Here is a 14915-nt window from a genome sequence, read left to right on the forward strand (position 1 = left end):
CTCTATCCTTCGCGACGCGAAATGAGTGCGTGTTCAGGCGCGACACGTCCGTGGAAACAGGTCACGCGCATGCGTCGGCCGGCGCCAAACAACTGTTCCTCCGCCAATTGACTCACCAGCGCAGCTAGTGCCTCGCCATTCGCCTGGCCGAGCGCGGTTGTCGCCGCCGTTGCAAACGCTGCGAGATCCGGCTCCGATGGCGGCTTGTGCAGAATCAGGGCGTGCAATTGCGAGGGGCCTATCTGCCAGAGCTTGTCCAGCATGAGTCTCAGCAATGACTCCTGGGCCATCGGCAGGACGACGACGGTGTCGACAGTCGCTCGTCCTAGTAACCACGTGCTCTCGATGGCCAGCAGCGATTGCAACAAGGCGCCGTTGGTGGTGGATTGTTCAAGCAACGCCAACAACGCATCGAAATTGGCGCCCAGCGGCTCTGGAGGATTAACCAGCAGCGGATTTGTCAGCGGTACCTGAACCAGGAACTTCACGGTACTGGTGTGGCTCGCGAGTTGCGGCAAGGCCGGGCCAGCCCACGGTTCACTGCCGGTCAACTGGTATGCCAGGCGGGGAATGCCGCCGTATCCGCGCTCGTTGCTGTAGCGCCAGTTGATCAGCGTGGTCTGGCCCATGGCGCCCAGCATGGGCGGTAGCAGCGCCTGCCACAACGAAAGATGCGAACCGTGCAGCGGCCAGCAGCACTTCTCGATGACACTACGCTTGGCGCGCACGCAATCTGCCGGAGCAAGCGGAGCCCAGTTCACGGTTGCGAGGTCGATGGTGGCGCTGATCGGCGCCAAAGGCGCCATCGGCAGGCCGGCTATCCATGCCGGCAACTTCAACTGGCCAGTTTGCGGGTCGGGGCCGATGTCCGGCAACGCGGCCAAGGCACCCAGCTGCGCAATCAATGCGGCCGGCACGTGGGCTGCGTAAGGCGCCAGTTGGCCCTGCCACGCGGCGGCTGCCTCTTTCAGAGGGATGTACTCGTAAACCGCGAACGGCAAGGCAATAGCGGCCCACGTCACAGTCAGCATGGCAGTGGGCGCCAGGCTGGCCCAGTCCGAAAATGCCGGGACGCCTATCGGGAGTTCAGTGAACAGGGGCAGCCAATCGGCCGCGGGTATTCCTGCAAGCAGTTGCTGGCGATTGAGCTCGACGGCCTGCTTCGGCTGTTCGCGAGCGGTCAGCGGCAAAGGCAACCTGAGCGCAAAGTGTTCCTGGTTGTTGCCGCTGGCGGGAACGAACACCACGCGCGCGCCATTCTTGTTGCTGTCGTGATAGTCGGACCGCACGCTTTCGTCCGCCGCCATGGCAAACAGAGCGGCTATCGGATTCACTTGGTACAGCGGCGCGGTCTCGTCAATATTCGCCGGCGCCGGCAGCAGTTCCAGCTGGTGTTCCAGCACCTGCCCGCCACCGGCCTCGAAGCCCAACCGGTAGGAGACGCCCGGATCGGCCGTGAGATACAGCGCCGGCGCCGCTCTGTCGCCGAACCACTGCTTCCGGCTCGCCAGCGGCATGCTGTCGATGAAGCGCACCAGCGGCAGTTCGACATGAACCACCACCGTGTCGTCTCGGGCGTCATAGCTAGCAGTCCAGCCCGGACGGGCGCTGGTCCGGCGGCCCGCGTGGATCCGCCCTTGCTGCGCTTGCATCTCACCCTGCCACGGCAGCATCAGCGCGTAGTCGGAAAAGTCGAAGCTGGTACCTACCTGGTCCGACACCACCACCCCGGCGCTGGCATAGGCCAGCACGTGGGTGCGGAAGCCGTACGGCAAGCCGCCGACATAGAGTGCCCGCGCACCCGCCCACAGGTCCGGCTCCGCCGTGTCGAGCTTGTTCAGCACTTCATCCATTTCATATTTACCCAGAGCCAAGATATTGGTCATGGCGCGCGGCGCTTGCGGCTCCAGCACAGGTATCCCCTGCTTTTCCGGCCAGCCGAATTCCTCGGCCGGATCGGTGCGCGGGGTGATATCATGCTCCAGGTTGCCAAGCCAGGCCGCGCCGTTAAATTCGCGCCAGAAACCGACGCCGATTTCACGGAACGCCAGTTGCGCCTCCACGCGGATGTTCGCATCCGCCAGCACTTGTTCGGGATGGCGGCCGATCACCAGTTCCACTATGGCCGGCTGCAGATGCTCATCTTGCCTGTAGCGCCGCGCCGACAGGATGACAGGCGCCGCCAGCGGCTCGCTGCGCTGCAGAACGGCCGGTGCGAAGACGTCGAACGGATTCTTTTGATCGCTGCGCGGGGAGAACGCACGATACAGGCCGGACAGCTCGTGGCGGGCCGGGACGACCGTCTCAGCAAAGTTGTTGTAGCGCCCGAAGGGCCGCACCACGTACCACAGGACTTTGCCGTAACGCTCCTTCTGCGGCAGCAATAGTTCGATGCTGCCGTCGGGCGCCGGCGCGATGCGCCACGGATCTGGCCGGGCGATGGTGGCCAGCGAAAAGCCGATGTGATCTGCCTGCTGGCCGTCCAGCAGGCGCACCGGGCCGTGCTCGATGAAGCGCCGCGTCCACGCCTGCAGGCGCTGCATGAAGCTGCGTTGGTTATCCGGCAGGTCGAGTTTGTTGGGCAGCGCCAAACCGTGCCGCCAGTCGGCGATGCCGGACAGGCAGGATGCGCCGGCCCTGGACGGGTTGATTGTGTTCCCCATGCCGTAGGCGAGCAAGGCAAGACGCGCACTTGACAACGGCGTGAAGCGCTCGAACGCTTCCACGCCCAACGCCGGCTGTAGCACCCGTGGTGCAGCAAGCGGCTCAAGCTGTATCGCCAGCGGGTGGACGCCCGCAGCGTCCTGCAGCGCAAACATCGTGAGCAATGCCGCCGTATCGGGAAACACCGCTTCGTTCTGCTTGCCGTTCGCGCCGTAGGCCACCACCCTCACCAGCGCGAGCGCACGGCCAGCCTTCACCGACGGCAGGTCCAGCGACAGCGTCGGAAACGCCTTTTCGCCCAACAACTCGTCCAGAGCCTCTGGCAGGGCCGTGACCGGCCGGTAGTCGCCATCGCTGGCATGCGCCGGTATCACATCGATGGAGAACCACCGGCCGTCGATGGCCGCAGTGGGCGCGGCGATCGAGAGTCTTCCCGGCCCGGCGATGTCCTGCGTGCCGATCACATTGAAGTAGCGCACCGGCAACGGATTGGCGGCGTATTGCAGGCCGCTCGCCATTGGCCGCAGCGATACCTGCACCAGGCCCTTGGCCTGTTCCAGTACGATTGCCACATTGTCGCTGATGGCGAGACCGGCGTCGAACGGCACCGCCGTCATGACGGCCTCAGGCGACATCAGCAAATCGACAAACGGCGCGCCAAGCAAGCCGGCGTCGCGCTCCCACCGGTAGGCCGCCAATGTTGCTTTGAAAGCCTGGTTGACGTGGCTGGCCAGCGTGTTGCCGACGACGTATTGCTGCAACTGGGTGTCGTACAGCCTGAAGCAGGCCGCCAGCCCGAAGGCGCGCAACGCGGCCCAGCCGTAGGGATCGCGCTCGGGGGGCATTTCGTCGAAATAACCCAGCAGATACTGCTGCTTGCTTGGTGCCTGCAAATCGAGCACTGGTTCGTAGCGCCGCACCAGCGGCGCGCCATTGCCCGCCTGCGCGTCGTAGCGTAGCGCAGCCAACAGGTCGGTCAACACCGGATGCTGATCGCCGACCAAATCCAATGCCACCGTAACCTCTGCCCTGCCTTGGTCGGTGCGCTGCAATGTTCCCGGTCCGGCCACCAGGCGCATGGTCAGGCCGGCATAGGCCGCCGGGTCGCGCATATCCCACTCGCCTTCCCAAACCATGGCGGCCAGCAGCCGCCGAATCTGGTCAGGCTGGAACGGCTGGTCTTGGCACGCCATCCGATAGCATGTCGGTTCATGCGGATCCACTTTCCATTTCACGCCGCCGGAATCGATAGCCATCGTCGGGCTGTTTAGCCACTCCAGCCATTCCCCGGTCGGCTGCAACGGATCGGAGATCACCAGCAGCAGCACTTCAGGCAGTCCCTTGGCGAACAGGGAATCTACCGTGTCATGCGCCGGATCGGCCATCAGATGGCGGCCCAGCACGCGGCTCGGCCACAGCACGGCGCTCTCGGCCGCAGACAGGTAGCTATGCTGGCGCGCCCCAGCCGGTGGCGGGGTCTGGCCGTGCAGACCATGCTGCAGCAGGGTCGCGCTGGGGTAGACCGCTTCGATCTTGGCCATGTCGCCGGTCTCGCTGGGTTCCATGCCGGCCAGCCGGAGCGGCAGCAGCTGGACACGGCCGACCTGGCGCGCGTGTCCGGCATACATGTCCTGCTGCAGGTCCATGGCGCTTGCCGCTTGAACCCCCGCCTCTGGCGCGGTGAGTGTGGTCGGGTCGATGGAGAAGATGTCGTAGCCGCCGATCAGAGCCTCGAAGCCACTACTGTCGCGCGGAGCGCCCAGCAGCGTCAGGCTCGACGGCCGCGCGTTCCACTTCAGCTTGATGCCGACGCGCCGTTGGAGGTCGAACTCGGGCAGAAGGACTGCCCCGGGATTGTGCTGGCACAACTGTTCCAGCGAGCTTGTCGGATATGGCTTTGTGAGCACCAGCCGGCCCGCTTCCGCCTTGATGTCGCGCGCCGCCAATGGCGCGAACGGAATGTCGGTCGGGTGTTCGAACGCCTCGACGGCGCAGGAAATCAAGGGGATGTCGATCGGATGCGTTGCCTGCGCTGGCTGGGCCTCATCGACATGGTCCACTTCCATGACCAGGTCGCAAGCGACCCACTCGGCCTCTAGCACCTTGTCCTTTCTCTGGGTCGCTTGCGCCGCGTTCTCAGCCGGCGAGATCCGTGCATACACCCGCAAGGCGTCGACGTTCGGTCGGTCGTCGAACCCGAACAGCGCCTTGGTCTGCTCCCGCGCCTGCTTGCCGGACAGGGTGCTGCCATCGGCAAGCTCCAGCTTGTCGACGACATACGACATCCGCTCGCTGTCGGTGTAGCCCTCGCGCTCGTGTTGGCTGGCGATACGCCAGAACACCCCGCACGACAAGCTCAGGTCTTCGCCCGGCCGCAGCGTCAGCCGCGCCTCGCCGGGCCGCGGCAATGAGGCCGCAACCGGCGTCAGCGGGCGATGCAGCGCGCTGGTCAGCGCGTCGATGCCGAACAGACCCGCCGACACGATGCGCTCGGGCACCAGCAGCAGCTCGATGCGGTCGCCGCGACCTGCGGGAAGTCCGCCGCCGTAAGCCTTGTCGCGCAATGGGTCTTCTATCACCAGCAGCAACGCGGGCGTCTGGTCTGCCGGACTCAATGCCGGGTTCAATTTGAGGTCGGTGGCAAAGGATGGCAGGCCCTGATAGGCAAACTTCAGCGAAGCCCGCCGCAGCGCCTCTTCCTGACGTTGCGGCACTTCGAACGGCACCTCGATGATCATCGGGTCCGATTCGGTGCCCGCATTGTCTACCGCGACGATGGTGTACACGATCTGAACCTTCGCACGCTGCGCAAAACTGATGTTCCAATCGTCGAGTTTGATGCGGGAATCACCGGCCTTGCCCGGCTTGCCGACCAGTGCATTGCGCATGGCGGGCGTCAGGCCGGCCAGTTCGTCGATGAACTGGCATGGCGGCCGCCTGAACCGCCATCCCTGCTTGTCCTTTTCTGCAAACGGCTCCAGCGGCATCGATGCCTTGCAAGTGGTGCGCCACACCGGTACCTCGGCATTGGCGCCGGTGATAGTGCGGCAGATACGGTAATGTTTCAGGTGGTATTCGGGATCGTTATAGATCGAATCTGAATCGCCCCACGTCGGTTCCAGATCCCAGTCCAGCGTGATTCTGCCGTCTTTCGCGGCACTGACCTGTTTCAGCCGGGGTGGACGGCGGTCGAACATGTTTTCCGGCGGGTTGAACAGTTCCACATTCGATGTCCAGCCGCAGTCGTCGGCATCCCAGGCCAGCACTGTCATATCGATCAGGTCCGGAGTGCCGGCCCGGCGCTTGACGCGCAGCGATCGCAGTGCCGCCTCGTCGAGCAGGAAGCTCAGGCCAAAATCGCGGGCGTCGATGCTGTCGCGGCTGCGCCAGCCGGTGTCCGATTCGCCGTCCGCCGCCAGCCGCGCCGCGCTTTCGCCGATGGCGCTGATGAGGCCTGAACGCCGCTCCTCGATCGCGGCAGCCTCCGCGCGTACTGGGCTCATGGTCATCCGCTCGCGGTTCGCCTTCGCCATGGCCGCGTCGAGCCCGCCGCTGGCCTGGCTGTCATTCAGGCGCGTCACTTGCAGCAGCTTGCCGTCCGGCTGGGTCAGCCGCTCGGGGCATGCTGTCAACGGAGGCAGGAACGCGCCGCCGATCACGTCGGCGAAGGTGACCTGCCGGCCCGATTCGGTTGCAATCGGCTTTTCCCAATACGGCTCGACGTCGGCGCTGGTGCCGACGGGGGACAGGCCGCCCTCACGGCTGTCGAAACACAGGAAGTTCTTGCCGGCGCCGCCGGACACAATCAGGTAGCCTAGTTTCGCGCCAGATTCCTCGCCCATGAACGGGGACGCATAGAAGGTCGACAGGCTCGGGTCGTCGCTATCGGTCAGGTCGCGCGGCACCAGCTGCATGACGTACCACTTGCCGCTGGCGTTCTGGCGGCGAGTGGGGAACAGAATGGCCCAGAAACGCGTAGGGCCGATAGGCTGGCCGGGTGCGGGTTCAGCCGTCAGCGGTCCTGGTGGACGCTGCCCACGGTTGCTCTGGGCGTCGGCCTCGTCGCGCACCGCGTCATCGCCTGTCGCCACCTGCTCGGCGCGGGGCGGCTGGGCCGGGATCGCCGCCGGCGGCACGCCGGCCTCGGGATCCGGGTAGCGCGCCGCCAGGCCGAGCGCGAGGAAGCGCTGCACGCGCGTGCGGGCGTCCTCCAGCAGCGTATCGTTGAACGACAGGCCGACGCCGATACGCAGCGAACGCCCCAGCGCGCTGACGCCGATCGTCACCATCAGGCGCACGCCCAGTACCGGCGAGCGAGCCGCCAGCACAACCTCGGCCGCCACCGCCACCGTCAACTGGATCGCGAACACGGCTTCGAGCCGCACCTCGCAGCGCCATACCTTGAACGACACCCATAGGTGGACGTTGAAGTCGACCGTGACGTCGATCCGCAGGGATCCATACAACATGCTGTCGCCGACATTGCGCGTGGCCAGGTATGCAATTAACTTTCCATCGAGCGCGAAATTGGCTACAGCCGTTACCGCCGCGCCCAGGGAGTCGCCGCCGGCACGGCCCTGGAAGCGGGCCATGCCGGTGGCGCGGAACGCCAGGCCCTGCAGATACGCGCCGTCCTCGAAGCGCATCACCAGGCCGCCTTCGCAGTTCAGGTAGAAGTCCTCCTCCTTGCTGCCGAGCGTGTAGCCCAGTTCGTACGGCCAGCCCAGTTCGTAGTGGAACACCGATTCGTCGATGTACAGCGTCGACGACCAGCGCACCGCAGAAAAGGCTTTCTTCAACGGCTCGGGCAGTGGCGGGTGCTCGCCAATATAACCGTTTGGATCGCCGACGAAGCGGGCCAGGAACTGGCGGCGCGGCACCGACAGGTACAGATAGCCACGCATCAGCGGCCGCTTGCGCCAGGTCTTACTGGCGTCGTCGAGCCAGTCGGCGTAATTGACCGACAACCAGGCCCGCACGGTCATCAGGAAGGTGCCGTCCGAACGCAGCGCCGCGACGGCGTCGAATAGCACCGGGTTGCGCGGTTGCGGCTGGTCTTTCTCCGGCTTTTCGCGCGGCGCGTTGTAGGTGCCGGGGGCCGATGCGGTGGTCAGCGTGAACAGCAGGCGTATCGCCAGCGTCAGGCGGTCGCCCGATGCTTCCGGCCACCAGACGGCCGGATCGGCCAAGTCGTTGGCATGCTTGGACACTTCGTCCAGCACCTGGATGAGTTCCTGCGGCGTGGTGACCCGGTCGGCCCGCGCGATGCCCTCCAGCGTGAAGCGGAAAGCCAGCGCGCCGCCAGCCTCGCGCAGGTAGATCTCGCCGCACGGCGTCGGGATCGGCTGGGACAATTTGTTAAGCTGGGCGTAAATGAAGAAGGCATGGCGCGGCGCGGACAGATTGCCGTCGGCATCTTTTTCGCGCAATTCCATGAACCCCATCGCGGCGCTCAGGTCGGGCAGTCCGGTGATCGACATTGAGCCGCTGGCGAGGAAACCGTTCGCGGTGACGTTGGCCGGCAGCGTATCCGGCTCGTACAGCGTCGGCAAGCTGTCATCGACGGCGATGGCGGTGGCCTTGATCCGCCCCGTGCCCAGGTTCAGGCCGACCGACAGATTGTCCATCCGTACCTGCGGCAGCGACTGCCCCGCTTTGGGCGTGCTCAGCAGCAGTTGGTCGATATCGATTTCCACGGTCGGAATGTCGCCGAAGCCGAAGGCGACCTTGCCCGAAATCGACAGCGCCGGATGGCCGTCGAACGCGGGCGACGATGGCATGAAGCCGATGCCGCGCAGTTCGAAAACGAATATGTCAAACAGCGTGCAACTGACCGGCGGCTCGATCGGCACCAGGAATTCGATGTGGCGCATCAGCACGCTCGGATCGGAAGTCAGCGGAACGTGGTCTAGCTTGATGCGCGTCTTGGACAGGTTTTTCAGCAGCCCGTTCTGGAACTCGCCTTCGCCCGGCACGAAGTCGGCGGTGCCGGTCAGCAGGAAGTAGAAATGCGGATTTTCCTCGCCCTTGAATGAAAAGCCGATCTGCGACAGAGTGAAGCGGAAGCGTAGCGCATGCGCTTCGATCGGGTCGGCGCGGCGGTCGATGTCGCCGTCGGCGGCAAGCACGGTCAGCTTGCCGTCCTTGCCCGCGCCAAGCGACAGGCTGACCTTGGCACTGGCGTCGCCGATCAGCGCCGGCGGCAACTGGCCCTGGCCTTGCAGCGTAAAGTTCTGGACCTTGCTGCTTTTGATCTCCAGGCTGCCGTTGTGAAAGCTGAACGGTGTATCGACGCCGGCCAGTATCACCGGCTCGGACTGGCTGATGGTGGCGATCAGGTCGACGCCGTTGCGGCTGACGTCAAATGTGGTGGCGCGGAATTCCAGGCCTTGCCCGCGCGAGCTCAGTTTTTTGTAGCGCAGCACGGCCACCACGCCAGGCGCCAGGCTGAGCAGCATGTCGCCCGAGGTGAAATCCAGGACCAGTTGTTTAAAGGGCTCGGACTCGGTCTTGGGCGTGGTGCCGTCGCGCATTTCGAACGTCAGCTTCATGCCGAGGACATCGCGTTCCTTGATGGTGCCGGTGATGGCTACTTTTCCGCCTTCTAGTTTCAGCTGCAGCGTGTTCAGGTCCAACATCGCGACTACCGTAGCGTCCTCCGTCGTGCCTGCAATGCATAGCTTTAAGGCGAGGTTGAGTGGCATCCGGCCGTTGACGATTTCTCCCGCCGTGAGCGAATCCACCGCAATGTACTGATCCAGGAAGGACGATGAATCGCCGCTTCTTTTGAGGAACGGCAGGAGCGTTGTCAACTTGTCTGGATTGACCCTCGGGACGATGTGGAAATCACCGTCCATCCAACCGCCGGACTCGACAAAACCTCCCAGCGCAAGGCGCAAGCCTGCCGGCATCGAGAGATCTGCCAAGTCGAAAACTTTCGCCTCAGTCGGTTGCCCGGATTCGTTCACGAGCTTGGTGAAGAAGAATGGCTTGCCGTCGCGTATGCCGGCCAGCACCAACGCCGGGCTGGTACCGCCAGGCGCGTCGATCTTAGCGTCCAGCAGGATCAAAGGCTGGTCGTCATTTCCAGTTCCGCTGGATACGCTGCCCGACTCGACCGCCCCATCCTGATTTTCAAGCCACAGATCCGTGCCGACGGATGCTGTGCAAGGGACCGTCCCATGCGGTATCAGGGCAAACGCGACCCAGCCCTTTTGCAAATCGTAAATCAACGCTGGCATGAATCCGCCAGTGAACGTGAAGCGCAATCCCGCAGCGTTAAACTCCTTGCTAACATCAACAGAACCAGACTTCAGAATGGGCGTCAGAATCAACTGACGCAACGCAAAGCTGGAGCGGTCCAGCCGGATTTCGATAGACAGCCCGATCATCGGGAACGCACCGCCACTCAAGCCGGACAGCAAATCGGCGATCAGTTGCGCAATGCCGCGCGTGATGCCAGCGATGGCTTGGCCCAGTTCACCGGCTTGGCGCCCGAGCCATTGCATGATGGCGACCATGAAACGCCGCAACCGCTCGAACAATGTGGCAAGGCCGGTTTCCGGAACAGCAGGTAAATTAGGCGCCGAAAAATGGATCTCCTGGATGAAGCGCAGCAACTCGGCTGCCGCTTGGCCGAGAAGCTGCCCGGTGGCAGCCACCAGCTTGATCGGATAGGGATCGATCAGCTCAAGCTCGGTAAGCTGGTAGTTGGGTGGCTGGCCACCGGGTTCCATCGTGGCTGTCAGCTTGGCTTTGAACGCCAACACCAGATCGGCATCTTCCTTGGCGCGGATTTCAATCCGGCCCATGGTCTGGGTCAGCGTGATTGTCGGAGCCGTGTAGGCGACTTCCAGTTGCATTTCCGCCAGCCGTATCGTTACCGGTCCGGTCAGCGCGGAATCCAGGGTGCGGCCAGGGACTGGGATCGAATACCCTGCCAGCGGTGTTCCGGTAATCGTGAGGCCGTGGGTACTATGAAATTCTACGTGGCACTTATCTACCGAAAATAGCGGCTTGGTATCGACGCTGACAGTCACCTTCGCGTCTGGCGCGGTGCCGATGATCAGCGAGCCATTGGCGTCCAGCTCGGCGGTGAAGCTGGGCGTGGTATCCCATTCGGCAGCTAAGCCGTCCAGATCCGGCATCGGCAAGGCCAGCGGCAGCAACTTCTCTTTTAGTTTTTCCGCGAACTTGGTGACGGATTCCTTCAGACTGTCAAGGTGCAAGGCCGGCAAGGGAATCGGCGGCAAGTTGAACACCGGGTCTGTGTCAAGCGCTCGCACTATGCCGGTAAGGAACTGACTGGCCAGCTTCTGTTCCCGATCCAGTCCCACCACCAGTTGGAAAACAGCCGTCATGTCTAGCGGTTTGCCGAGGACCGTACCCTTGATATCGCCGCCAACCAACATGCGTAGCAAGGGCCGCTCGGGCCGCCGCGCCGTCTCGGGCAGCAAGCCGGGCAATTCAATTTCCATCGTGCATGACGTCACGGCCTTGCCGCCGATCCCCTTCAACCCGAGAAAACTGAAGTCCGTCTCCCGAGACATGGTGAAGGAAGCCATGCTACGGCGGAAGGATTCGATTTCCTTCTGCAGTCTCAAGCGTTCGTTCGCACTGCGGGCTGCAATCTCGGCCTGGATCGCGGTCCAGGATTTAAGCCGCCTTTCGCCGCCCGCTGGCAGCTCGAACAGAAAGCCGTGTAACTTCGCGTCCTTCAGTTCCGGCAACTGCAACGGAATTTTTCGGGGCTTAACTTGTAGCGTGATGCCGTCCGCCGTGTAGGCGCCTTCCGCCTGCAGCGCCAGCGCCGACGCACCGAGCGATCCATCGCCAGCCTCAACCGCATCAAACAAGAGTTTTACCTGATAGCTGTTCGCGCCGTCGATGCGGCTAGCTTCCCATAAGACAAAGCGAGTCATGTACTCTCCGAGAAAAGAGCAAGTTACTTCAACAGCGAGTGAATTAACCGTTGATGCTAAATCTATTTATTTAATCGTATACTGCTGTGGCACCAGCGGACGCAAGGCTATGCACGCTGCCATTCTGTGTGGGATTTATCGAAATATTATAAGTTAGTTATTGCAATTTGATTCATTTGACAATGAAAGTATGCAAACGTGTGTTGTCATTACAACATTCATATGCGTGTACCTAGAAGCGCAGCAGCATCAACCTGGCATGGAGGAAAACGGATAAACGCGACGAAAAGATTTGAATAAAATGGGTGAACCGGAAAGTTCAGAGTTAGCTGAACGAAACCCATGAAAGTTCAAAGTTAGATGGTTTTTTAGTTCAAAAACTAATCTCTTACAAAAAGATAAGTCGTTGATATTTTAAATTATTGAGTTCAAAGTTAAATGAACATCGACACCTGATTACAATTTCGAAAGGAGGAGAATTAGTGCAAGAAAAACGACTGTTTGTCTTGCGATCCCCCAAAAAAATGGGGCCGAAAAACCACAAGAAAAATTATTGATAAAAAATACACAGTACTGTACCCTCGGATTTAATTTTTCTTGTACGTTAGATGCGTTATGTTGGTTGAATATCTTCGCATTTCTAAAAGCAATGGTAGGTAGATACTTACTCTTTAACGCGATGTACTGATTTCTGCTGGCATCGATCCAGGCCGGATTTACCAAGACCTTACCTCTGTCCGCAAGGACGGCGGGCGCGGTTTGAATACTTGCCTTAAGGCACTCGAGCCTGGCAAGACGCTGGTGGCGTGGAAACCATATCCACTTGGTCGCGACTTGAGGTACTTGCTAACGACAGCGGAGGAATTGCGCGCTAGAAACATCAGCTTAAAAGTATTGGCGGGTGCTGGCGCGCAGATCGATACAACAACGGCGAACTGGCGGTTGTTTTTTGGAATTTTTGCGGAACTCGCCGAGTTCGAGCGAGAATTGATTGCCGAGCGCACGCATGCCGGGATTGCTTCGGCAAGGGCGCAAGGATGTCAAAGCGGCGGACCGTGGAAGATTGATTGAGCAGCCGTGATGATGGCGATGGCAGCGACGACTGTCCCTAAAGCCAATGCCGCAGAAGTGGCACGCCGTTTGGACATTACGACCACGACCCTTTATGCATGTGTGAATGGTGATGGTACGTTGAAGCAAACGGGACAGAAGATTTTGATTAAAACCTAGCTGGATCGGCAGAGGATGGCCAAAAACGGACCGTCGGCGTAGCAATCAACGTACATCTGTTAGTCCCGCTGTTAAATTCTTTGGAGTGTCCATGTCAACTACCAACAAATTTTGGATGTCTTCCAGCTGCAAAAGTATTGCAGGCATCTTAGTCGCATTCAAATTAATCATCGCAAGCACTCCTGCCTGGGCCCAGGCCACATCCCATCATTGTGAGGATGTGAACGTCAACGAAGAAAAAGCTGGCCCCGCGTGTCTGCTTTCACATGAGAGCTTGGGCAGCTTTAACGTCGATACCGTCTATTGGAGTCTGGATAAATATTCCAGCGTCGAAGCAGCGCAGCGGGATGTAGTCCGGGGCGCTTCGGTTATCAAAGCGTTTGGCAGCGTCTGGTTATTCACCGTCGGACCGGTGGCATCGCGCCCGCTCAACGGAGAACACGTAGCGCAAGTTGGACCTATTTCAATAGATAGAAATACTTCGTATGACGCGGAGTTTCTCAAATCTACCTTTAGCCCAGGCATGACAGCACCAATCCATGTCCACTCTGGGCCCGAAGCTTTTTATGCCGTCAGCGGGGATTCCTGTCTGGAAACGCCAGAAGGCGTACAAGTGGGGCGTGGAGCAGGAAATAGCATGGTAATACGTGGCGGCCCGCCAATGCTGCTTATGGCATTAGGACGCGAACCGAGAAAAGGTTTCGCACTTATCCTCCATGCTCCCTCTCTTCCGCCAACGACATTGGTTCATGATTGGACGCCAAAGGGGCTATGCCAAGCGGAGATGCGTTGATTTTGGTTGCGCATTGGTTCCGTATGAGCTGTCATACGCAAATGATAAGCAATTTAGGGTTATTATCGACCAAGAGCCGCCTCCGACGCTGCCGAACCATTAGACATAGATTTACCTGCGTCAAAGTAGCAGCATACGGGCGCGCAGTTCACGAAACGAAATAACTGTAGAGAAGACATCTCAAGAACGCTTAAGACGCTTAAAAGTGAGACTCGATGAAACTCGTTCATGTTCTTTGGGAGGCAATACTTGCCACTTTTTGTATGTTGACCGCCATTGATGGCTTCGCCGCGGACTATCCGGCGCCAAAGGAAAGTGACTGGATCGTGCGCGATTTTCGGTTTCATTCTGGAGAAGTTTTGCCTGAGCTTAGGCTCCACTATACGACCGTTGGTGCTCCAACCGGCGAGCCTGTACTGATCCTTCACGGCACTGCTCAATCAAGTTCCAGTATGCTTGCACCTGCGTTCGCTGGCGAACTCTTCGGCCCGGGGCAGCCGCTAGATGCAGGCCGTTACTTTGTGATTATTCCCGACGCAATCGGCCACGGCAAATCGAGCAAGCCCTCTGACGGGCTTCGCATGAAATTTCCGAAATACAACTATGAGGACATGGTCGAAGCCCAGTACAAACTTGTGTCAGAGCACCTCGGCATACCCCATCTGCGACTTGTTCTTGGATATTCCATGGGCGGGATGGAGGCATGGATTTTCGCTCAAAAACATCCGAAGTTAATGGACATCGTAGTTCCGATGGCATCGCTGCCAACCGAAATGTCAAGCCGAAACTGGATGCTCAGGCGGCTCATCATTGATTCAATTCGCAACGATCCAGAATGGATGAGCGGAAACTACTTGAAGCAACCGCGAAGCGCGAAATTCGCCTCCGTGTTTTTTGGTGTTGCTACTAACGGTGGCAATCAAGCAATGTTAAGAGCGACTCCGACACGCCAGAAAGCCGACGAAAATCTTGATCAACGGCTCAACGCGCCCTTCAGTGCTGACGCCAATGATGTCCTCTATCAGTGGGAATCTTCGCGTGATTACAACGCGTCATCTGGACTTGAGCGAATCCAGTCCGCGCTGTTGGCTATCAATTCCGCTGATGACGAACGCAATCCACCAGAGCTTGGAATTCTGGATCGTGAAATCAAGCGCGTGAAGAACGGACATGTTTTTCTCATACCTATGAGTGACCAGACGGCCGGGCACGGAACAGCATTTCAAGCGAAGTTTTGGAAGGCTGAAGTGGCCAACCTGCTGCAATCTGTGCCACCTTCTTTGAAATAGAACCACCTACACTTGCCT

At 60.3% G+C, this 14915-nt stretch carries 5 protein-coding genes; 4 read left to right on the forward strand and 1 reads right to left on the reverse strand.

All coding sequences use genetic code 11. The features are described from left to right. Positions 1-2 precede the first annotated feature (2 nt). Positions 3-11585: a hypothetical protein gene (locus tag ACO0LD_RS22975; RefSeq protein WP_423010501.1), complete on the reverse strand. Its 11583-nt coding sequence runs from the start codon at positions 11583-11585 to the stop codon at positions 3-5. A gap of 714 nt (positions 11586-12299) precedes the next feature. On the opposite strand from ACO0LD_RS22975, the gene ACO0LD_RS22980 reads away from it, so the two are divergent. The 4 genes from ACO0LD_RS22980 (at position 12300) to ACO0LD_RS22995 (ending at position 14897) form a co-directional block, all read left to right on the forward strand. Next, a complete protein-coding gene (locus tag ACO0LD_RS22980) occupies positions 12300-12656 on the forward strand; it encodes a recombinase family protein (protein WP_423010580.1) in 357 nt (118 codons plus the stop codon). 9 nt (positions 12657-12665) lie between these two features. Continuing rightward, positions 12666-12815: a hypothetical protein gene (locus ACO0LD_RS22985; protein ID WP_423010502.1), complete on the forward strand. Its 150-nt coding sequence runs from the start codon at positions 12666-12668 to the stop codon at positions 12813-12815. Between the two features lie 91 nt (positions 12816-12906). After that, on the forward strand, positions 12907-13608 hold the full coding sequence (locus tag ACO0LD_RS22990) for a hypothetical protein (protein ID WP_423010503.1): 702 nt from the start codon (positions 12907-12909) through the stop codon (positions 13606-13608). Positions 13609-13823: 215 nt separating this feature from the next. Then, positions 13824-14897, forward strand: coding sequence for an alpha/beta fold hydrolase (locus tag ACO0LD_RS22995; protein ID WP_423010504.1), 1074 nt, complete (start codon positions 13824-13826; stop codon positions 14895-14897). The last annotated feature ends 18 nt before the right edge of the window (positions 14898-14915 follow it).

The sequence above is a fragment of the Undibacterium sp. Ji83W genome (assembly GCF_049340385.1).
GTDB lineage: Bacteria > Pseudomonadota > Gammaproteobacteria > Burkholderiales > Burkholderiaceae_D > Undibacterium.

Excerpts from the sequence above, each read along its gene's own strand:
- ACO0LD_RS22995 (WP_423010504.1), top strand. The coding sequence starts at position 13,824 with ATGAAACTCGTTCATGTTCTTTGGGAGGCAATACTTGCCACTTTTTGT.
- ACO0LD_RS22985 (WP_423010502.1), top strand. The coding sequence starts at position 12,666 with ATGATGGCGATGGCAGCGACGACTGTCCCTAAAGCCAATGCCGCAGAA.
- ACO0LD_RS22975 (WP_423010501.1), bottom strand. The coding sequence starts at position 11,585 with ATGACTCGCTTTGTCTTATGGGAAGCTAGCCGCATCGACGGCGCGAAC.
- ACO0LD_RS22990 (WP_423010503.1), top strand. The coding sequence starts at position 12,907 with ATGTCAACTACCAACAAATTTTGGATGTCTTCCAGCTGCAAAAGTATT.